General features: G+C 55.8%; 15 protein-coding genes. 13 read left to right on the top strand and 2 right to left on the bottom strand.

What is annotated here, in order from left to right; genetic code table 11:
* Window positions 1–36: 36 nt before the first annotated feature.
* A complete protein-coding gene (locus RCAS_RS01845) occupies window positions 37–618 on the bottom strand; it encodes a bifunctional nuclease family protein (RefSeq protein ID WP_011997890.1) in 582 nt (193 codons plus the stop codon).
* Between the two features lie 271 nt (window positions 619–889).
* Here RCAS_RS01845 and RCAS_RS01850 point away from each other — a divergent pair, with 271 nt between their 5' ends.
* The 11 genes from RCAS_RS01850 to RCAS_RS01890 all read left to right on the top strand — a co-directional run bounded on the left by RCAS_RS01850 (window position 890) and on the right by RCAS_RS01890 (window position 16238).
* Window positions 890–1690 carry a ParA family protein gene (locus RCAS_RS01850; protein ID WP_011997891.1) on the top strand — a complete coding sequence of 267 codons (801 nt, stop codon included), beginning with the start codon at window positions 890–892 and terminating at the stop codon, window positions 1688–1690.
* Window positions 1687–2592, top strand: coding sequence for a ParB/RepB/Spo0J family partition protein (locus RCAS_RS01855; RefSeq protein ID WP_011997892.1), 906 nt, complete (start codon window positions 1687–1689; stop codon window positions 2590–2592). The genes RCAS_RS01850 and RCAS_RS01855 overlap by 4 nt, the downstream gene beginning before the upstream one ends.
* A gap of 561 nt (window positions 2593–3153) precedes the next feature.
* Window positions 3154–4080, top strand: a complete 927-nt coding sequence (locus tag RCAS_RS01860) for a PfkB family carbohydrate kinase (protein WP_011997893.1) — start codon at window positions 3154–3156, stop codon at window positions 4078–4080.
* On the top strand, window positions 4080–4703 hold the full coding sequence (locus tag RCAS_RS23605; protein WP_232280229.1) for a CDP-alcohol phosphatidyltransferase family protein: 624 nt from the start codon (window positions 4080–4082) through the stop codon (window positions 4701–4703). Before RCAS_RS01860 ends, RCAS_RS23605 begins: the two co-directional genes overlap by 1 nt.
* The gene (locus RCAS_RS24720; RefSeq protein ID WP_157042502.1) at window positions 4693–5556 is read left to right on the top strand and encodes a hypothetical protein; all 864 of its coding nucleotides are present in this window, start codon (window positions 4693–4695) and stop codon (window positions 5554–5556) included. The genes RCAS_RS23605 and RCAS_RS24720 overlap by 11 nt, the downstream gene beginning before the upstream one ends.
* 203 nt (window positions 5557–5759) lie before the next feature.
* Window positions 5760–7673, top strand: a complete 1914-nt coding sequence (locus tag RCAS_RS24725) for a hypothetical protein (RefSeq protein ID WP_157042503.1) — start codon at window positions 5760–5762, stop codon at window positions 7671–7673.
* Between the two features lie 58 nt (window positions 7674–7731).
* On the top strand, window positions 7732–9537 hold the full coding sequence (recN, locus tag RCAS_RS01870) for a DNA repair protein RecN (protein WP_011997897.1): 1806 nt from the start codon (window positions 7732–7734) through the stop codon (window positions 9535–9537).
* Window positions 9538–9574: 37 nt separating this feature from the next.
* Complete coding sequence (locus tag RCAS_RS01875) at window positions 9575–12802, top strand: tetratricopeptide repeat protein (RefSeq protein ID WP_011997898.1); 3228 nt, start codon at window positions 9575–9577, stop codon at window positions 12800–12802.
* A 390-nt stretch (window positions 12803–13192) separates the two neighbouring features.
* Window positions 13193–14104 carry an AEC family transporter gene (locus RCAS_RS01880; RefSeq protein WP_041330135.1) on the top strand — a complete coding sequence of 304 codons (912 nt, stop codon included), beginning with the start codon at window positions 13193–13195 and terminating at the stop codon, window positions 14102–14104.
* A 193-nt stretch (window positions 14105–14297) separates the two neighbouring features.
* Window positions 14298–14894, top strand: a complete 597-nt coding sequence (locus RCAS_RS01885; protein WP_011997900.1) for a TRAP transporter small permease subunit — start codon at window positions 14298–14300, stop codon at window positions 14892–14894.
* Between the two features lie 9 nt (window positions 14895–14903).
* Window positions 14904–16238: a TRAP transporter large permease gene (locus RCAS_RS01890; RefSeq protein ID WP_011997901.1), complete on the top strand. Its 1335-nt coding sequence runs from the start codon at window positions 14904–14906 to the stop codon at window positions 16236–16238.
* Window positions 16239–17409: 1171 nt separating this feature from the next.
* Here the strand turns inward: RCAS_RS01890 and RCAS_RS01895 are convergent.
* Window positions 17410–17715: a hypothetical protein gene (locus tag RCAS_RS01895; protein WP_011997902.1), complete on the bottom strand. Its 306-nt coding sequence runs from the start codon at window positions 17713–17715 to the stop codon at window positions 17410–17412.
* Window positions 17716–17865: 150 nt separating this feature from the next.
* Between RCAS_RS01895 and RCAS_RS01900 the strand changes: the two genes are divergently transcribed.
* On the top strand, window positions 17866–20589 hold the full coding sequence (locus RCAS_RS01900; protein WP_011997903.1) for a valine--tRNA ligase: 2724 nt from the start codon (window positions 17866–17868) through the stop codon (window positions 20587–20589).
* Complete coding sequence (locus tag RCAS_RS01905; RefSeq protein ID WP_011997904.1) at window positions 20586–21629, top strand: NAD-dependent epimerase/dehydratase family protein; 1044 nt, start codon at window positions 20586–20588, stop codon at window positions 21627–21629. Before RCAS_RS01900 ends, RCAS_RS01905 begins: the two co-directional genes overlap by 4 nt.
* Window positions 21630–21637: the final 8 nt, after the last annotated feature.

Below are 21637 nucleotides of genomic sequence, written 5' to 3' on the forward strand. Positions count from 1 at the left end.
AACCGTTCATAACGAGGAAGTGGCGCTGCCGGCGTGCTACTGTTTCTTTCCCTTGTTCTGTTCATCATCGTCGATATCCAGGGTGTTGATAAAGTCGCGGAAAAGCGAGAGCCCCTCGTCGGTTGATGTATCAGATTCTGGTTCATCAGACTCGGATGCCCTGTCCAGTACGCGCGATGCACTCTTTGGTTCTTCATCGGCGGCAGTGGTTTCCTCATCGTCGAAGAGCACACCGGCAGCCTCAAAGACGTGGGTTTCGACGTAAATCGGCGCGTCGGTGCGCACGGCAAGCGCAATCGCATCACTTGGACGGGCGTCGATCTCGATGGTGTGACTGCCCTGTTCAACGACAATCCGCGCGTAGAACGTGCTATCTTGAATGTCGTTGATAACAATATGGCTGATCGTCGAACCCAGTTCACTGAAGACTGACTTGAGCAAATCGTGGGTCATCGGGCGCTGCGGTTCATGCCCCTGCATTGCGAGTGCGATCGCGTCAGCCTCGAAGGCGCCGATCCAGATCGGCAGGTAGCGACGACTCTCAGCTTCGCGCAGGACGACGACACGATGCTGTGTCAGCAGACTCACACGGATGCTGTCAACAGTTACACGGATCATCGGTCGACCTTTCTGAGGATCGCTTGCGCGTTTGAGCGCAGCAAACGTGAAGATTCCCGGCGTTGACATTCATACTAACACGGTGTGAGTCGGTACGTCAAGGCGGAATTATACCGGGGCGATAGGGGCAGGGCAAGAGGTGCGCCTGAACCATGGGCGTCGTATCGCCAGCGAAGCAGGTCGGTGCAGGCGTTCGCGCGAAATCTTTCCTCATGCTACAATGGGGCGACGTCGGAGAGACGCGCAGCGTTTCACGTGAAACAGCACAGTCATGTCAGTCATCGGCGCTTCGGAACCATACATACTTGCCCTTGCCAATCAGAAGGGCGGCGTCGGCAAGACGACGACGGCGGTCAATCTCGCGGGGGAACTGGCGCGCCGCGGTCAGCAGGCGCTCCTGGTCGATTGCGATCCGCAGGGCAACGCGACGAGCAGCCTGGGAATCTCGAAACGCGACCTGCAATACTCGACGTATGAGGCGATCATGGGGGGCGTCGGTCTGGATCGCGCAATCCGATCAACCGGGCGCGCCCGGTTGGATATTGTGCCGGCAAATGAGCACCTTGCCGGTGCGATGGTTGAACTGGTCAATGCCGAACGCCGTGAATGGCGCCTCGCCGATGCGCTGAGTCAGGTGGTCGGGTATGACTGGGTGCTGCTCGACTGCCCGCCCTCTCTCGGATTGCTGACATTGAACGCGCTGTGCGCGGCGCGCGGGGTTATTATTCCGCTTCAGTGCGAGTATCTGGCGCTTGAAGGGTTGGCGCAGTTGAACAGGACCATTGATCTGGTCCGCGACTATCTCAACCCGCGTCTGACGATTATCGGGGTGGTCATGACGATGTTCGATGGTCGAACCAACCTGGCGCAGCAGGTTGTTGAAGAGGTGCGTCGTTACTTCCCGCAACGCATGTTCAACACCCTGATCCCGCGCAGTGTGCGCATCAGCGAAGCCCCCAGCCACGGGCAAACCATTGCAGAGTATGATCCGTCGAGTCGCGGCGCGTTGGCGTATGGAGCGCTTGCGGATGAAGTGCTGCGCCGTATTGATCGACAGGCGGTGGTGCGATGAAACGTCCTCGCGGTCTTGGCAGCGGTCTTGCTGCATTAATCCCGGCTGACACGGAACGTACCGTCGTGCGGGAGGTCTTGATCGAGAGCATCGATGCTAATCCATATCAACCGCGCACCGATTTTGATGAATCGGCTCTCGACGAACTGGCGGCGTCCATTCGTGAACATGGGATCATTCAACCGCTGATCGTTACCGAACGTGACAACGGTCGCTATGAGTTGATCGCCGGCGAGCGCCGCCTGCGCGCCGCTCGCCGCGCCGGTCTTGAACATGTACCGGTGATTGTCCGCGAAAGTACGCATCAGCAGGCGCTCGAGATTGCGCTGATCGAGAACATTCAACGCGCCGATCTCAACGCCCTCGAAGAGGCGCGTGCCTATCAAACCCTGAAAAATGAGTTCGGTCTGAGTGACGAAGCCATCGCACAGCGCGTCGGGCGGAGTCGGGAGGCGGTCGCCAACACGCGCCGTCTCCTCGGACTGGCGCCGGTCGCTCAACAGGCGCTCCTCGCCGGACGCATCAGCGCCGGTCACGGACGGGCGCTGCTCAAACTCGCCGATGATGCAGTGCAGGAAGCGACAGTAGCGGCAATTATCGATTACGACCTGAACGTTCGTGAAGTAGAACGCCTCACCGACCACGCCCGGACGACCGGTGACATCCATCGCGCGCTTGCAGCGGTCCGTCCGCGTCTGCCGGAAGAGACGCCGGTTAAGCGCGAGCGCGCCTCCCGGTCATCCGACCTGTCGCCGGATGACCAGAACATCCGGCGCGAACTCGAGCGTTTGCTTGGCACGCCGGTGAGTCTGTTCCGTGCTGAACGTGAACTTCGGATCACCATTGTGTTTCATACCGAAGAGAAGGTGCAGGAGTTCTTTGATCGGCTATCTACTATATAACGCTAACCTATGGACTTTCTAAAACTAACACTAATACGTGGTCATTTATGCACTAATGGTTTTTGAGAAAACAATCCGGCATCGCTCGTTGCCCGCGCAGGAAGGCTTTGCAGCAGGCGCCAGCAGTACCGCCAGGCAGACTAAAGGCGCTTCGTGCGTCGGAAACGTCTACCGCTGCGCGTTGCACGTTACGCCTTATGCAACGAATGCTCGAACATCTTTGTCTGAATGACCGCAAGTTAGTATAATGTACGGTCGTTCTTCAACACTGGCTGTTTCTTGTCTCTCTAGGCGGCGCAGGGACCTGTACGTTATTCGGTATTAGCAAGAGAAAGTTATCTTGAGCAATCGGCTCTCGGACTAAGCGTGCATCGTGCAGTCGTCCGATGCAGAGGAATCTCACAGAGCTGTATACTCATGAGTCTGTAACATCTATGAGGGAAAGTCTGCGACACATAAACCGTGTTTCAGCTCATGAAGGTTGGCTGCCCTTGTCATTTCAGGGGTCAACAGAAGGTCTTGATCCTAACCTGTAATTGAAGTCTGTAGGAGATTTGTTATATGCATAGCGAATTGATTGTCGCATTTGGCAATCCGGTGTATGATTATATAGATACTCCATTTATCAAGAGTGAGGGGCGTGTATTGTCGGGTTGTTCGACGAATGCCTGTTTGGTCTTGAGACAGCTAGGATATTCAACAGCACTTGTTGGAAGTATTGGACTAGATTTCTATGATCGCTTCTGCGCTGAGTCTCGATGGTATGGGATAGATATCTATGTCGAGCCAGGGTCGCAGACAGGAGGATTCAGTCTAGTCTATGATGATGTCGGCAACCGAACACTCGACATTCTTGGCATCGCTGACCATATTCAGCATGTACCTGATATATGCTCCGAAGCGGCAGCAATTATCATTGGTCCTATCTTGCAAGAAACGACGCTTGATCTAGTTAAGCAAGTGTATTCTATGTCCAAAGCGCCTCTTTTCCTCGATCCTCAAGGGTTACTACGACGTGTTAGTGAGACAAGAAGAGTTGAGCACTTCTTCCCAGATGATTTTGAACAGGTTGCGAGATTATGTCATGTGATCAAGGCGAATGAAGTTGAGGCGCATGTTCTGACAGGAGTTGATCCGCGTCGTGATGCCATTACCGCAGTGCGACGGTTGAAATCCATGGGATGCGCAATTGCCATTGTTACAATAGCTGAAGCGGGATCGCTGATTGATGATGGCACTCGTATTTATGAGATTCCGGCTTATTCTACAAGAGCGAATGATCCAACGGGTGCCGGAGACACTTACATGGCTGGTTTTATTCATTCATACTTTCGCAACTCCCAAGATCTGTACATTGCCGGTTGCTATGGGTCTGCCGTATCATCGATCTGGATTGAACATAGTGGACCGAACGTGCATGTCTCAATCGATGAGGTTGAGCGACGCGTTGCATCTTTGCTTTACTCGAAGAAAGGGGGAAATCTGTGATGCCAATACTTGCTCGTCATCGTATGTTGTACGAGCGTGTAACAATACCGCTTGGTAAATTCTGTCTACTGCTAGGTTTGACACCAAATACCCTAACTATGATGAGCTTGATCTTTGGCGTAGTCTCTGCTTACGCACTTTCGCAGCGCGCATTCATTTGGGCAATATTAACCGTCTTGCTCATGGCGTTGTTTGATGTACTTGATGGCGCTACAGCACGTGCTGGAGGAACTGCTAATGCTTTTGGCACCATCCTTGATCACACAATTGACCGTTATGTCGAGTTCCTGTTATTGCTGGGAGTTGGACTCAGTGGAACAGTGTCTCAGGAGTGGGTGCTATTTTCTCTTTTTGGGATGGTCATAGCAAGCTACGTTCGTGCACGGGCTGAGTCTACCGGGTTGATAAAATCATGCAACGTTGGTTTTGCTGGGCGTCTAGAGAAAATCACGCTCTTATTATCAGGCATGGCTCTGCAATCGTTTTTTATTGAATCTCGGTTCCTAGAATGGATTGTAATCGTTTGTGGTTTAATTTCTCATGCGACGGCTCTGCAACGCCTACTTTGCGCTCGACGCGCGATTATTATGGTTTTGGAGAAAGGTGATATAAGTGAAAGTTGATCTACTTTTTCTTGGTTTTCTAATATTATTTACGGCATTTGTTTTCTTTTTGGTGATGACTGGTCATTTACCTCGCAGATATAAAGTGCTTGATCCCAATCAGCAGATCGAGATTTCGGGCGTTTTTCTAACAGTTGAGGAAGTTGCAAAGAGGTATAAGCCTCATTTTTACATGCGATCAGATACTTTCTCGCCACCAGCATTGATGCTTTGGTGGCATGCGGTTGATGATCAAGAGAACAGATCTCTTGCTCTGATTTATCATGTACTTTGGGAGGATGAAATTCATCCAAATCCGATAATTCACAATATTTATCGTCTTTATCGGGCATTATACTACGGTATTCCGGTTCGAGACATTGAGTATGTGCAGATTAATATATCTTACGAGGATGGCAGTATTCGGCGTGTTAGGTATGAGGGCACCTTCTCCGACGATTACTATGCGCCAATTCATAAGCATAAAATGGTACTGATTACATCTGATGGTAATAATGCGACTGAACACATACTGCAAAATGATGGTAGTGTGCAATCATCGCGCAACATTCCTCCACCAGAGAACCATCTTTGTTTTGGTGTTGCATCTTGGAGTCATCAGTTTGTTTTGCTCAATTCAAATAAATCGTCATACGATAGTAAGATATTAATCCCGCTTAAGTTTCTTAGCGATGGGGAATACCAAAAATACAAGTTTTCAAGAAGAAGTCAGGGAGATTTCGTGACCGATGAACATTCTCTAGTTGTTTTTATGTCTGGTTTTTTGTTTTTTTTCTTATTAGGAGTTCCTTATATGGTTTGGCGCTTGCATTTTTTTGTAAGTCGCCGCTTTCTGGTTTGTTCGAAGCAGTAGATTCTAGGAGTAGCCTGCCAATTGATGTCCATCTTATCTGCAAGGGGCTTGCTTGTTGTTTGGATAGGGGGCTTTTTTTCATGCTAAATATAAAATGATGGTGGAAGTAAGCAAGTTCAAAATCGGCACTGCCATACTCCAGTAAAGGTCACAGATGTTTCCCTTTAGTGTTCCTTGATAACCTTAGCGCCTTTGTTAGATGTATGAGCGATCACCTGGTTATTACCTGTCCATATTGTTCAAAGTCGTTCCTTATTGATCCTCCTCCTTCTCTTTCGGGCTACAGGGTTTCCCCAGAAGTTGTGAGTCTTCCGTACACTCGCGATATAGGACGATTTGATCCAGCGATCGGAGATAATGCCGGAAATTGGAGTGAAGTAGGCAAGGATTTCTTTAAAGTGCTTGATTACGAAAGGATCGGTATTCTCAGATTGAAGCCAGGATCGATCATTTTATATAAGGTTTTAAGGTGTTTGTATTGCCACTGTCTTTTTGATATCTACGCGAATTATACACCCGGTAAAACTCTTGATGAAATATGGCCGCACTTGTTTTCTCGAAAAGAGGATGGTAAAATCCGTGTCAATCCAGGATTGGTGGTGAGACAAAGATTTTTGATGGAAAATCCTGTTCTTTTGTTTCTTTTGTTGTTGTTTATCTTATTTATTTCGATATTACCGAGGTTGTTGCTGTCATACGGATTTTATGATTTCTTCCGCGCGAATGTGGGGAATATATCTATTCGACTGATTGCTTTGACGGCAGCCAGTACTATGATACTGTTAGTCTATCGAATAGTTGTGATAGTAAGAGATGACGATCGGTTTAATGAATTATTCCTCTTGGTGGATGTAGATCTTTTGTCGTATTGGAAAAATTACACGATTTGTCGGTTCTTTGGTGTTAATCAGAGTTTTCTTCACGTGAATCAGGTTACAGTTCTTTCTGGGTATCCATCGATATTGATCTTGATATTGATTTGGTTGTCAAGTTTGTGCGTTGAAGTTCACCCATGGGGTTCATTGGTTTGGATGGAAATAGTTTTGTTTTCCTTGATCGGTTTCCTGTTGGGAGGGGTATTAGGATCGATAAGACGTTCCTTTGTTTCTCTTGGAAGGATACCGGGTATTTTTTATGTTTTTCGTAGATTTTTTCCGGTCAGTATACCATCCATTGCTGGTTCTGTATCTTTTGTGTTGATCTGGTCATTTATGAATGTTGTTGATGTCGTAAAGAATCGTGGTTTTTGGGATAATATCGATGATGTGCTATCTCTTTGTTTTTGGGTGCCAGTAGTATACATAATAAGTTTTAGTACATGGTGTGTGATAAATACAGTCCTTTATGTGCTGAGGGGTGTACAGAAGATCCCTATGAACGCCGATCCGCACACCGAATATCTTTCTCTTTCGGTTTTAGAGGATTTGGCGCTTAATTCTAGTTATGGTATGGGAATATTATTTCTTTTTGCTATAACCGTAATGATTTTTTCATTGTTCCTCTATCCTGAATTACATATGGAGTGGATTATAGAGTGGATTCGAGTTGGACTGGTAGGAATATATGTAACCTTGGCAATAGCCATTGGTGGTAAGATTCGTTTGATCCTAATGATAGCAACGATTGCTCTCTATCTGCCAATAGAGGTGGGTTTTGGTATCACACGTTATCCGGGTCCCTTGGTCGGCTCGTTTCCCTTTTTGTTGGAAGAAGCCTTTTTTGGTCGATTAAAGATTTATCAGTACGTGAGTTTTACTTTTGTCGGGATTTTCTTGACGATGGTCTTTGTTTTTCATTCAATCGCAACTTTGTCGTGTTTTTACGATATTCGTAGACGAAATCGTGACTTTTGGCTTGATTTTTACGACAAACTCATATTGGATGTCGAGAGAAAATTGAAAGCACCGAGAAGTGGTTTTGATGTAGATAGGGGTGCATTAATTCAAGAACTCAAAAATTTGCTCGATATGCGAAAATATGTCGCCGATTCTTCGATCTCTCCAGTCAGGAGTATTTATCAGCGGGTTACTGCGGTTTTTGTGTTGCTATTAACGACTTTTGCGCCTACTTTATTTGAAATTGCCGTTGTGCAGGTGTTAAATTTGCCGAATCGGTAGTCTTTGTGGTATGATTCATAGGTGACTATTCAGGTGCGACGCATACGCCGTCACGTGCATGTTGCTTGAACTCACCATCAGCGATTTCGCTATTATCGAGCGCCTCAATCTGCGCTTCTGCGACGGGTTCAATGTCCTGACCGGCGAAACCGGCGCCGGTAAGTCGATCATTATCGATGCGTTGGGAACGCTGCGCGGCGACCGCACCGATCCTTCGTTCGTGCGATCTGGCTGTGAGCGCGCCCGTGTCGAGGGGGTGTTCAGCATCAACGACCGCCCCGATCTTCCGCCCCTTCTTGATGAGTATGGTCTGCGCGATGACGACGAACAGGTGATCCTGTCGCGCGAGATTATCCGCGAAAGCGGGCGAAGTGTCGCGCGTGTCAATGGGCGCGCTGTCAGTAGTGCCGTGTTGCGCGACATTGGCAGCCGCCTGGTCGATATTCACGGTCAGCACGAAGGACTGTCTCTCTTCAACAGTCGCACCCACGGCGATATGCTCGACCGCTTTGGCGGTCTGACTCCGTTGCGTGAGCAGGTTGCGGCGCTGGTGGCGGCGCTGCGCCATGTGCGCAATGACCTCGAGACGCTGCGCAGCGCTGCGGCGCGCCGTGCAGAACGCATCCAGGAGTTGACCTTCCTTCTGGAAGATGTCCGCGCGGCGCGCCTGCGCCCCGGCGAAGAGGATGATCTGTTGCGCGAACGCGCGCTGCTTCAGAATGGGGCGCGTATTACGGAACTGGTTGCGACAGCCTATGCGCTGCTCTACACCGGTGATGAGAGTGGCCGGCGCGCCGCTCGCTCAGCAATGGAACTTCTCGGCGCCATCAGCGATGCGCTGGCGGAACTGGCGCGCCTCGATCCGTCATTGCAGCCGGCAGCCGAACAGGCGGCTGACCTTCTCTACAACGTCGAGGACCTTGCGACGCGCGTGCGGGCCTATCGTGACGCTATGGAGTTCGATCCGGCGCGACTCGACGCCATTGAGGATCGCCTGACTCTGATCCGTGATATGCAACGGAAGTATCGTGGGAGCATTGATCAGATCCTCGAACGGGCAGCGTCCGCCGAAGCGGAGATCGAGCGGTTGACTCGCAGCGCCGAGCACCTGGCGGACCTCGAAGCGGAAGAACATCGTCTGCTCGAGGACATTGGCCGACTTGCCGGTGAGTTGTCCCGGCGTCGCCGAGAGGCGGGCGACCGCCTGGCGCATGCCGTGGAACAGGCGGCGCGCGATCTTGCGCTGCCGCATGTCCGCTTTGCCGTGAGCCTGGAACACACCGACGATCCCGATGGCGTTCCGCTGGTCGACGATGGCGTCGAACGCCGCCTGGCGTTCGACCGCACCGGTATTGATACGATCGAATTCCTGCTCTCGCCCAACCCTGGCGAGCCGCTCAAGCCGCTCGCGCGCATTGCGTCAGGCGGTGAAAGTGCGCGCCTCCTGCTGGCATTGAAGTCGATCCTGTCGCGTGTCGATGATATTCCGACTCTGGTGTTCGACGAGATCGACGTCGGCGTCGGCGGTCGCGCCGGTCAGGTGGTCGGAGAAAAACTCTGGAGCATCAGCGATCGCCATCAGGTGGTCTGTATCACGCATCTGCCGCAGGTTGCCGCATTCGCCGATGCGCACTATGTGATTACGAAGGTGTTCGGCGATGGACGAACGCGCACGGTGGTCGAGCGTCTCGACGATGCGCAACGGGCGCGCGAGATCGCTGCCATGCTCGATGGAACGCCGGTGAGCGAACACAGTCTCCGTAGCGCGATCGATATGCTGGAACGGGCGCGAGCGTACAAGCAGCGGATCGAACGCGCCTCATCGCCTGAGCCGTCGCGCGTCGGCGCTGAGAGTGCGCAATGATCCGTCCCTGATGCTGTTCGTTGCGGGAGGATTCACGGTGTCACGTTCGTCTGTTTCGATCTGGTGTGAGCGCGTCATCGAGGGTGGCTGGCTGCTTGCCCTTTTGCTGATACCAACCTACTTCAATTTGTTGTCGGCGCGTCACTTCGAGCCGGACAAAGCAACGACGTTGCGCTCGATTGTCATGGTCATGCTGGCGGCTGCGCTGATCGATGCGCTCGAGCGTTTTGCAAATCGGCGCGTTACCGTAGAAGACGCATCCAAACCCCCTTGGTGGCGGCGCATCGCTTCCATACCGCTTGCTGTGCCGACCAGTATGTATGCGGCAGTCTTTCTCCTGGCGACCGCAGTGTCAATCGCGCCGTCGGTCAGTTTCTGGGGATCGTACCAGCGCCTTCAGGGAACCTTCACCAACCTGTCGTACATCGGACTGGGCGTGCTCATTGCCTTCTATCTCCGTCGTCGTGAGCAGATTGATCGCCTGGTGACGATCATGATCCTCGCCGGTCTGATCGCTGCATGGTACGGTCTTGTGCAGCATGTGCAACTCGATCCGCTTCCCTGGCGCGGCGATGTCGTGTCGCGTGTGGCATCCACGATGGGGAACTCGATTTTTGTGGCAGCCTATATGATTATGGTGCTGCCCTATGCGCTCTACCGTGGAGTCGTCGCTCTCTATCAGGCGCGGAACGCTGATGCTTTGCCCTCCCGTCCGTCCATCGATCTGGGATGGGGGGCGGCATATGTCCTCCTGGCGCTCTCTGCTCTGGCGCTGGTGTTTGCGGCGATGATGTTCGGCGCCGTCGTGCGCGCCGCCGATCTGCGCTACTGGTGGGTTTACCCCGGTGCGCTGATTATCGCCGGCGGGTTGTTCCTGCTGATTGCGCTGGCGCCGCATCGCGCCGAACGCCTGACCTTCCGGACACTCATTCCGGGCATTCTGCTGCTCGCGTATGTCGTTTTCCTCGGTGTGTCGTATGCTCTGGGGCAGGGACCGAATCAGCGCGTGGTTCCGCTCGAAGGTCGTCCTGGCGTCGAATGGCCCCTCTGGTTGGGCATCGCTGTGGCGCTCATGGCGTCCGGGTATGCGCTGGTGATCCTGCTTCCCCGGCGCGCAAACGGGACCTCGCGCCTTGGTCTCGTCCTCGAATCGGTCGGCGCATGGACCATTGCAACGTTGCTTCTGGCAGCCATCTTCTTCACGCAGAGCCGTGGACCGTGGCTGGGCGGCTTTGCGTCGCTATTTGTATTCTTTACCCTGCTCCTGATTTTGGCGCTGCGTCGGGCGCAGCAGCAGAATCAGGAGCGCGCGCGCCTCTGGCGCAGGTTGCTGATCGGCGAAGTGGTGGTCGCGCTTGCGCTGGCAGGCTTTCTGGCAGCCTTCAATCTTTCCGATGCACCGCTATTCCAGCAGTTGCGTGACGTTCCGTACATCGGTCGCATGGGGCGTCTGCTCGAAGTTGAGACCGGCACCGGTCGAGTGCGCTGGTTGATCTGGTTTGGCGACGACAAAGCCGGCGGCGCAGCCGCGCTCATTCGCTCCGATCCGCTTCGCATGATTGTCGGTTGGGGTCCTGAAACCATGTTTGTGGCGTACAACCCCTTTTATCCTCCGTCGCTGACTAGCCTGGAAGCACGGACAGCGTCGCCGGATCGGTCGCATCAGGCGTACCTCGATGAAATGATCAACAAGGGCCTGCTGGGTCTCATCAGTTATCTGTTCCTGTTGTTCAGTTTCTTTGCGCTGGCATGGAGTCTGGCGAATCGTGTGACGGACTGGGGTCTCCAGGTGCTGATTACGGCGGCGATTGCTGCGGTGACGGCGCATGTTGTCGAAGGGTTGACCGGTATTCCCATTGTATCGACGCTCATGCTTCAATGGGTGTCGTTCGCGCTTGTAGTGGCGGTTGGCGCCATCGCAGGCGAGTACCGTATGCCGGGTGCTGCGCCGGTTCACCCGGGCGCTGGACCGGCGCCCGCTGCACCTGTTCCGGCAACGTCGGTGCGGCAGCGCGGCGGACGACGTGCTCAGGCGGTCAAACGTGGATCATCGTCAACCGGTCGATCAACGGTGCCATCCCGCGTCCGCTCCGAGGGACGCGCCGCAGCGATGGGGGTCTATGCCATCATTCTGATCCTGGTCTTTTTCGGGGTCTGGACGTCCAATGTGGACAGCGTGCTGGCGGACATGCGATTGCAACAGGCACAGGGGTATATCGACAGCCCAGGCGCCCGACTGGAACAACAGATCGTCGGTGCAAGTTATCTGCTCGATGCCATTCGCATGGAGCCGGATCAGGATTTCTACTACCTGACGCTCGGTCGGTCGTTGATGACCATGGTCTCATTGCGCGCCGACGAAGCGCGCCGCTCTGGCGCTTCACTTGGGCAGATCGATCCGAACGCCAGTGTCGCCACCCTGTTGCAACTCGATGACACAGCGGAACTTCAGGCGTTTGTGCTGAGGCGCACGCCGATGGAACTCCTCAGTTACGCGCGCGCTGTTCTGCTTCGCGCCCAGCAGATCGCGCCGCTCAACAAGGACCATGCGGCCAACCTGGCGCGCATGTACAACTTCTGGTATCAGACTCTCAGCGGTGGTCAGGATCGCGACGCACTCGCGCAGGCGATCGAGTGGTATCAACGGGCGCATGCGATTGCGCCGCAAGATGTCGCCATTCTGAACGAGTATGCCAGCGCTGTCGCGCGATCCGGCGACTACGACAAATCCCTGGCGCTGCTCGAAACATCGCGCAATCTTGATCCGCTCTACAACGATACCCTGTTGCGGATGGGCGAAGTTCTGCGGGCGCAAGGTCGCTTTGCAGAAGCCGTCGATCAGTATCTGACGCTGCTGGATCGCGATCCGTCTGCACTTAATGGGCAGATAAGCGCAATTGCAACGGTGCTTTCGTCCGACCCGGTACAATTGGCTCGCCTGCGCGATCGATACCGTGCAGCACAGGCGTCGCGCCCCGATGATCCGCAACTGGCGTCGATTGTTGGTCTGCTCTCGGTGCGGTCTGGCGACCTCGAAACCGCCGCAAGCGCGTTTGCCGAAGCGGTGCGATTGCAGCCGGACAACCTGGAAGCGCGCCAGAACTATACCATTGTGTTGAGCGATCTCCTGCGGTATGATCAGGCGGCGCAGCAGGCGCAAGAGTTGCTGACGCTCGCATCGCAGCGTCAGGAGACGACCGATCAACAACGCGCGGCAATCGAGGCGTTGCTCGGCTACCTTCGGCAGCGCGCCAATGGCGGTTGATGAGCTTTGCGCATCCGGTCTCCCCAGTCAGGCGTTACTGCACGCGAAGCCATCTTTTCGTGCAACGAGGAAGATTGTTCTAAGGATGCGCTTTGCTTGTTCCATCTGGCGCTGATGTGCCTGTATCTACCAATGACGATTGAAGATGCTGCATGCTGGTCATTCCGAGCGCAGCGACTTGTCATTCCGAGCGCAGCGACTTGTCATTCCGAGCCCTTCGCTTCGCTCAGGGTAAACGCAGCGAGGAATCTGAGCGGGTCGCGCAAGACCCCTCGCGCTGCTCGGGGTGACCATGCCGGATGGTCACTGGTTATTGGTATCGTTGCGAGGCGCGCCGGCGTCGCTCTTCCTGTCTCGCTTTCTCGCCGGGTTGATGATGTGGAGTGTCATGTGCCTGCCCTGTTGTCGATTTTTCTTAATGTGCTGGCGCCGGTCTTCCTGCTGGTCTCCTTTGGCTATATCGCTGGTCCCCGTCTCAATCTCGAATCGCGCACCCTGACGCGCTTTTCCTATTTTATCCTGATCCCCGCGTTCACCTTCGACGTGATGAGCAACGCGCGCATTGGCGCCGCGCTTGCCGGACAAATGGTGGCATATGCGATTATTGTGCATCTGGCATGCGCCGGCGTAGGGTATGTTGTGGCAACGCTGCTGAGCCGCTCGCCGAAAATGGTTGCCGCCTACATGCTGATCGCCATTTTCGGCAATGTCGGAAACTTTGGCATTCCGATCGTTCAGTTTCGCTTTCCCGGCAGCGATCAGGCGCTGGTCGCCGGGACCGTCTACTTTCTGGCGATTTCCAGTATCGCTTTTGTGGTCGGCGTGGCTGCGGCGAACTGGCATCGCGGCAGCGCCTGGCGCGCCGCGCTTGCGGTGGTCAAAACGCCGGCGCTCATCGCGGTTCCGCCGGCATTGCTGGTCAACAGTCTCCAGATTGAACTGCCGCCGCTCCTCTCGCGCTCGATCAGCCTCCTTTCCGCTGCTATGATCCCGACGATGCTGGTCGCGCTGGGGGTGCAACTCTCAGGAGCAGGCATGCCGCGCCTGACGCTCGATACCGTCCTGGCAGCCGTCGTTCGTCTGGTCGCGGGACCGGCGCTGGCGCTGGCGCTGGCGCCACTCTTCGGTCTCGATGGCATCGAGCGCGCGGTCGGCGTGTTGCAGGCGGCGATGCCGGCCGCGGTTCTGGCGTCGATCATCGCGGTTGAGAATGATCTATTGCCGGAATTTGTTATTACCACTGTTTTGTTTTCCACACTGCTCAGTATTGTGACATTGACCCTCGTGCTGGCGATTGTCTGAGCAAATTATGGTATAATCAACGTTGTCAGGTAGTCTCTCTGCCTTCCTGTTATTCGGTTCATACATTGCTTTCATCACCATACCGGCTGTCGCCACGTCGCGCAGCGCACGATTGTGCGCTATGCATACAGTGAGATGCTCTTTGGCATCTCTCGTGGGATAACAGTTTGATTATAAGCACTGGGAGAGAGACATGCAGGCGCTTTTACGCATCAGCGATGCGATCGATGCACTCAACGAATGGATTGGCGGCAAGACGGCGTACATTGTTATGGCAATGGTCGCTATTGGCTTTGTCAACGTCATTGCGCGCTACATCGGACGTTTTATCGGCACCCGCCTGACCTCCAACGCCATTATTGAACTTCAGTGGTACCTTTTTTCGATCATGTTCTTTCTGGGTTTCGCCTATATTCTGAAACACAACCTGAATGTGCGCGTCGATTTCTGGTATGCTAACTGGTCTCCCCAACGCCGCGCACTGATCGATCTGGTCGGAACCCTGCTCTTTCTGATCCCCTTCTGTATCCTCGCCATCGTTGTGACGATCAATCCGGTCATGTTCTCCTGGGGTCGTCTTCCGAACGGTAACTGGGGGGCATGGGAAATGTCGCCGGACCCGGATGGCCTGCCGCGCGCGCCGATCAAGTCGATGATCATCGTCGCCTTTGTGCTGCTGCTCTTGCAGGCGATTGCGCAGGCAATCAAATATCTTGCGGTCGTCACCAATACTGTGCGCGCTGAACAGGCGGCGCAGATCGAAGAATACCATGCGCCTGTAGTCGAATAGGAGTGTACAATGGGGTACGAGTGGCTGGCCATTGCCATGTTCGTCGGGTTCTTCTTTCTGCTGATCAGTGGATACCCGGTGGCCTTCTCCTTTGCCGGAACAGCGATCGTGTTCGGTCTGATCGGGTTGGCGCTCGATGCCGTCAAAATCGACCTGCTGCGCCTCTTGCCAAATCGCTGGTTCGGCACCATGTCCGATTTTACGCTGCTGGCGATACCCTTTTTTATCTACCTTGGTTCAGTGCTGGAAAAATCCGGTCTGGCGGAGGAATTGCTTGAAACGGTCGGGATTCTGCTTGGTCCGCTGCGCGGCGGCATCGCCCTCGCAGTCGTTGTGGTAGGAACGCTGCTGGCAGCGACCACTGGCGTCGTTGCGGCGACTATTATTGCTATGGGGTTGATCTCGCTGCCGATCATGGTTCGTCTGGGATACGATAGAGGTCTGGCGACCGGCGCTATTACGTCGTCGGGCACGCTGGCGCAGATGATTCCTCCAAGCCTGGTCCTTGTTGTGCTCAGCGATCAGATTGGCGTTTCGGTCGGCGACCTGTTCGCTGGTGCGTTGATTCCGGGCTTGATGCTGGCAGGGTCGTATGCGCTTTACTGTGTGGTGATTGCCTATCTGAAGCCGGAACTGGCGCCGCCGTTGCCGCTGGAGATGCGCCAGATTCGTGGTTGGGCGCTCTTCATGAAATCGTTGAAGGCGCTGGTGCCGCCGATTGCGCTGATCTTCGCCGTGCTCGGCAGTATTTTCTTCGGCCTGGCGACGCCGACGGAAGCCGGTTCGGTCGGCGCGGTCGGCGCCATCCTCCTGGCCTGGGCGAATAAACGCCTGAACTGGAAATTGCTGGCGGACTCGGCGCTCAGTACGGCGCGCACAAGTACGCTGGTGATTATGATTCTGTTCTGCTCGACGTTCTTCTCGTTGATATTCGAGGCGCTGGGCGGCACGAAATTTGTGACTGAGATTCTGACCGGACTGCCGGGCGGGATCGTGGCATTTATTATTGTCAGCAATATTGTCGTCTTTTTGCTGGGCATTTTCCTTGAGTTTGTCGAGATTTGCTTTATTGTGATGCCGCTCTTTGTTCCTGCCGCCAATGCGCTTGGCATAGACATGATCTGGTTCGGCATTATGATGGCGGTCAATCTGCAAACGGCGTTTATTTCGCCGCCGGTCGGCTTTTCGCTCTTCTACCTCCAGAGCGTTGCGCCGAAAGATGTCGAGACTGCCGACATCCATAAAGGGGCGCTGCCATTCATGGCGCTCCAAATCGTCGTGCTGATCCTGGTCATTCTGTTCCCCGGCACAGTGACGTGGCTGGTCGAGCGGGTGCAGGGGTGAGGCGCGGGGCGCGGCGCGAGGCGCGGGGCGCGAGGCGCGAGGCGCGAGGCGCGAGGTGAGAGGGGTGAGGCGCGAGGCGCGGGGCGCGGGGCGCGAGGGGTGAGGGGTCATACCAATGACGATTGACGATGCCGCGTGCTGGTCATTCCGAGCCCTTCGCTTCGCTCAGGGTAAACGCAGCGAGGAATCTGCGCGGGTCGCGCACGACCCCTCGCGCTGCGCGGGGTGACCATGCCGGATGGTCACTGGTCATTGGTATAAGAGGTGAGAGGGGCGAGGGAAGAGGCGCGAGGCGCGAGGGGTGAGGAGAGGTGAGAGGGGCGAGGGGCCGGACAATGGCGTAGCGCGAGATGTATCTCGCATTTGTAGCGAGGGGCGAGGTGAGAGGGGCGAGGGGCCGAACAATGGCGTAGCGCGAGATGTATCTCACATTTGTGGCGAGGTGAGAGGCGAGAGGGGCGAGGGGCCGGACAATGGCGTAGCGCGAGATTTATCTCGCATTTGTGGCGAGGTGAGAGGGGCGAGGGGCGAGGTGAGAGGGGTGAGGGGTGATACCAATGACGATTGACGATGCCGCGTGCTGGTCATTCCGAGCCCTTCGCTTCGCTCAGGGTAAACGCAGCGAGGAATCTGCGCGGGTCGCGCACGACCCCTCGCGCTGCGCGGGGTGACCATGCCGGATGGTCACTGGTCATTGGTATAAGAGGTGAGAGGGGCGAGGGAAGAGGCGCGAGGGGTGAGGAGAGGTGAGAGGGGCGAGGGGCCGGACAATGGCGTAGCGCGAGATGTATCTCACATTTGTGGCGAGGTGAGAGGCGAGAGGGGGTAAGGAAGATCGTTGGAGGTCGAACGTTCGACGTGGAAATGCGGTAGAACGGATGCACTGCACCGTCTCCCGCAACAACGCCCGACATTGACTCTTCGGACGTAGTTCCGGCAGCCGTGATTACTCCTCTTTGGAAGCGACAAGCGGTTCAGGGTCAATTGGCGAGTTCGGGCGTTCTGATCGCCACATCCAGACGGAGATTGCCTGCCGGACGATGCCAAGAGGTGCGTCCCAGGGACGAGAGCGCAGGATCACCTCAACCTTCTCCGGCAGAACGACAGTGTTGAGCCAGGGTCCTTCCAGAAGAACAGCAGGTGCTCCATTGACTTGAACCCGCCACCCCGGTCACGTATACTCCTTGACGCTCAATGTCCCTCCTTCGGGTGAGTCGCAGACAACGCGCATATCGCCTGCTATGCCCGTTGCTATGCAAACGGAACGCATTCCGTCAGCGCCGGTTACGGCAGCATATTCATTTCCGGGCGGCGCCGCAGCAATAGTAAGGGTATCGACGGTCGCCAGCACGGTCCAGCCTTCTGGGGGCGCTGGACGAAATGCAGCCACCTCCGGTTCGACCGGCGGTCGATCCTTGAAACGCCACGGACGAAAACCGGCGCTGATCGTCAGGTTCCGGCGCACGGCGAGTTGCAAAAACAGATTCTGCGCGTCTGTAAGTGAGTGGTCTTGTGCTGATCCCAGAATCCGATATAATACATGCTGTCTGTCGCAGCAGCGCTCCGCGATGACGGCGGCTCGCTCTGCGCACTTTTTTGTGATGGAATATAGATATGCCACACCGCCATGAGCACGTCCGATAGTCAGCGACCGACTGAAATGGCGAAAGCCTACGAATCGCAGCGCGTCGAGCAGCGCCTCTACGAATGGTGGGAGCGCAGCGGCTTTTTCACGCCACCCGAAACATCGGACCGTCCGCCGTTTGTTGTCTCGATGCCTCCGCCCAACGTAACCGGCGAACTCCACATGGGGCATGCCATGTTCGTCACGATTGAGGATGTGATGGTGCGCTGGCATCGGATGCTCGGCGAACCGACACTCTGGCTGCCCGGTACCGACCACGCTGGCATCGCCACACAATTGCAGGTCGAACGGTTGCTCCAGAGTGAGGGCTTGAGTCGCCAGCAGGTCGGTCGTGAGGAGTTTTTACGCCGCACGTGGGAATGGAAAGAAAAGTATGGCGGCGAAATCACCCGTCAGCTACGCCGTCTCGGTGCGTCGTGCGATTGGACGCGCGAACGGTTTACGCTCGACCCGATGCTCTCGCGCGCGGTACGCGCCGCCTTCAAGCGCCTGTACGATGATGGCCTGATCTACCGTGGCTATCGTCTGGTCAACTGGTCGCCAAACCTGCAAACGGCAGTGAGCGACCTGGAGGTGGAGTACGAAGAGCGCGATATGTATCTGTACCATGTGCGCTACCCGATCGTCGGCGACAGTTGGCGCCCCGGCGTCTGGGGCAGTGGTCGGTGGGCTGCCGGCGCAACGGAGTTTATCACGGTTGCAACCACGCGCCCGGAAACAATCATGGGCGATACCGCCGTGGCAGTGAACCCCAACGATCCGCGCTACCGGCACATGATCGGTCAGATGGTTGCGCTGCCGGCGATTGGTCGCCTGATCCCGATTATCGCCGACGACTACGCCGACCCGGAGTTTGGCACCGGTGCGGTGAAAATTACACCAGCGCACGACCCGAACGACTATCTGGTTGGTCTGCGTCACCATTTGCCGATGATCAACATTATGAACGCCGATGCGACCCTCAATGCCGAAGCCGGTCCGTATGCCGGTCTGGATCGCTTCGAGGCGCGGCGGCGACTAATTGATGACCTTGAGCGCGAAGGGTTGCTGGTCGAGGTGCGTCCGCACCGCATGTCGGTGGGGATCAGTCAACGCGGCGGCGAGATCGTTGAGCCGCTTCTGAGCGAGCAGTGGTTCGTGCGCGCCGGGCCGCTCGCCGAGTTGGCGCTTGCGGCGGTGCGCGAGGGGCGTACCCGCATCGTGCCGGAACGCTTCGAGAAGGTATTCTTCCACTGGCTGGAAAATATTCAGGATTGGTGCATCAGCCGCCAACTCTGGTGGGGGCACCGTATTCCTGTGTGGTACACGCCCGACGGTCAAATGATCGTGCCCGGTCCCGACGATCCTGATCCGCAAGGGCAGGGGCTGGTCCAGGACCCGGATGTGCTCGATACCTGGTTTTCCAGCGCGCTCTGGCCCTTCTCGACGCTTGGCTGGCCCGACGATACGCCGGATATGCGGCGCTTTTATCCCACCAGCGTGATGGAGACCGGGTACGACATTCTGTTCTTCTGGGTCGCGCGGATGATGATGATGGGGTGCTATCTGACAGGCGAACCCCCCTTCCATACCGTCTACCTCCATGGTCTGGTGCGCGACAAAGATGGACGCAAGATGTCGAAGACCTACGGCAATGTGGTCAATCCGCTTGATGTGATCGACCAGTATGGCGCTGACGCGCTGCGCTTCACGCTGGCGACCAGCAGTTCGCCCGGGCAGGACCTGAACCTCAACCCGGAACGTATCGAGTCGGCGCGCAATTTCGCAAATAAATTGTGGAACATGACCCGCTTCGTCCTCTCGAAATTGGACGATGACAGCCTGCGAGAAGCACGGCGCGATCCCCAACCCGCGACGCTCGCCGACCGCTGGATCCTGTCGCGCTACCATCGTCTGGCGTTGGATGTTGATCGCCTGATGCGCGCGTACAATTTTGGTGAGGCGGGGCGCAGCATTCAGGAGTTCCTCTGGAGCGAATTCGCCGACTGGTATGTCGAAGTCGCCAAGGTGCAGTTTGAGCAGGAGTCGCTCAGACCATCAACGCGCGTTATGCTCTTCACGGTGCTGGAAGGCGCGTTGCGCATGCTGCACCCCTTCATGCCATTCGTTACGGAGGAAGCCTGGCAGTACCTGGTGCATGATCGCCGGTCTGACGACATGCCGGCGTCGATCATGATCGCGGCGTATCCACAACCGGATACAAACCGGATCGACGAGAGCGTCGAGCGTGATTGGGCGCTCGTTCAGGCGCTAATCACCGGTATTCGGAATATTCGCACCGAATACAAGGTCGAACCGGCGCGCCTGATCGCCGCCACTGTCGTGGCAGGCACGCAGGCGGCGCTGATCGAGTCGCAGCGCGCGATTATTGCGCGTCTGGCGCGCGTCGAAGCGGATCGTCTGATGATCGCCGCCACCATCGATCAGCGTCCGGCGAATGCCGCCACCCTTGTGATCGGATCGGTTGAAGCATACCTGCCGCTTGCCGGTATGATCGATCTGGAAGCCGAACGCGCGCGCCTGCTCAAGGAACTGGAATCGGCGCTGGCGGAAGCAGCGCGGCGCGAGGCGCGGCTGGCCACTCCTGGTTTCGTTGACAAGGCGCCTGCGGCTGTGGTGCAACGCGAACGCGACGGCCTGGCGGCTGTGCGCGAAACGATAGCCCGCCTGCAGGATCGCCTGGCGCAGCAAGGATTGCATCCATGACACCATCAACGTTCCTGATTACTGGCGGCGCCGGTTTTCTGGGGATTAATCTGGTCCGCTATCTCCTGGAGCGTGGGCATCCGGTCGTTTCGCTTGACATTGCCGATTTCAACTACCCCGAACGCAACCGGGTCAGGGCAATCAAGGGTGACATTCGTGACCGCTCGAGCGTTGACCGCGCAATGGAGGGCGTGCAGATTGTTGTGCATGCAGCGGCAGCGTTGCCGTTATACAAAAAGGAAGATATCTTCTCCACCGACCTCGACGGCACACGAAATGTGCTGCAATCGGCGTTGGAACACGGCGTCGAACGGGTGATCCATATTTCTTCGACTGCCGTCTATGGCATTCCTGATCATCACCCGCTCTATGAGGACGACCCGCTCCATGGCGTCGGTCCCTACGGCGAGGCAAAGGTGAAGGCGGAACAGATCTGCCTGGAATATCGCGCCAAAGGGATGTGCGTGCCGATCATTCGTCCGAAGTCGTTCGTCGGTCCTGAGCGTCTTGGCGTGTTTGCGCTCCTCTACGATTGGGCGAAGGATGGGAAGAATTTTCCCATGATCGGCAGCGGCAACAATCGCTATCAGTTGCTCGACGTCGAGGACCTGTGCGAGGCGATCTATCGCTGTGCGACGCTTGATCGTGATCGGGTGAATGATACGTTCAACATTGGCGCGAAAGAGTTTACGACGATGCGCGAGGATTATCAGGCGGTGCTGGACGCTGCCGGTTTTGGGAAGAAAATCATCCCCTTCCCGGCGGCGCCGGTGATCTGGACGCTGCGCATTCTGGAGGCGCTCCGCCTCTCGCCACTCTACAAGTGGGTGTACGAAACCGCTGCTACGGACTCCTTCGTGTCGATTGAGAAAGCCGAACGGGTGCTTGGATTCACGCCAAAGTATTCGAACAAAGAGGCGCTCGTTCGTAACTATCGCTGGTATATCGAACACGTGCAAGAGTTCGAAGGCGCTTCCGGCGTCTCGCATCGTGTTCCGTGGAAGCAGGGCGTACTGCGGTTGGCAAAAATCCTCTTCTGAATCGCCTC

The organism is Roseiflexus castenholzii DSM 13941 (assembly GCF_000017805.1).
Classification (GTDB): Bacteria; Chloroflexota; Chloroflexia; order Chloroflexales; family Roseiflexaceae; genus Roseiflexus; species Roseiflexus castenholzii.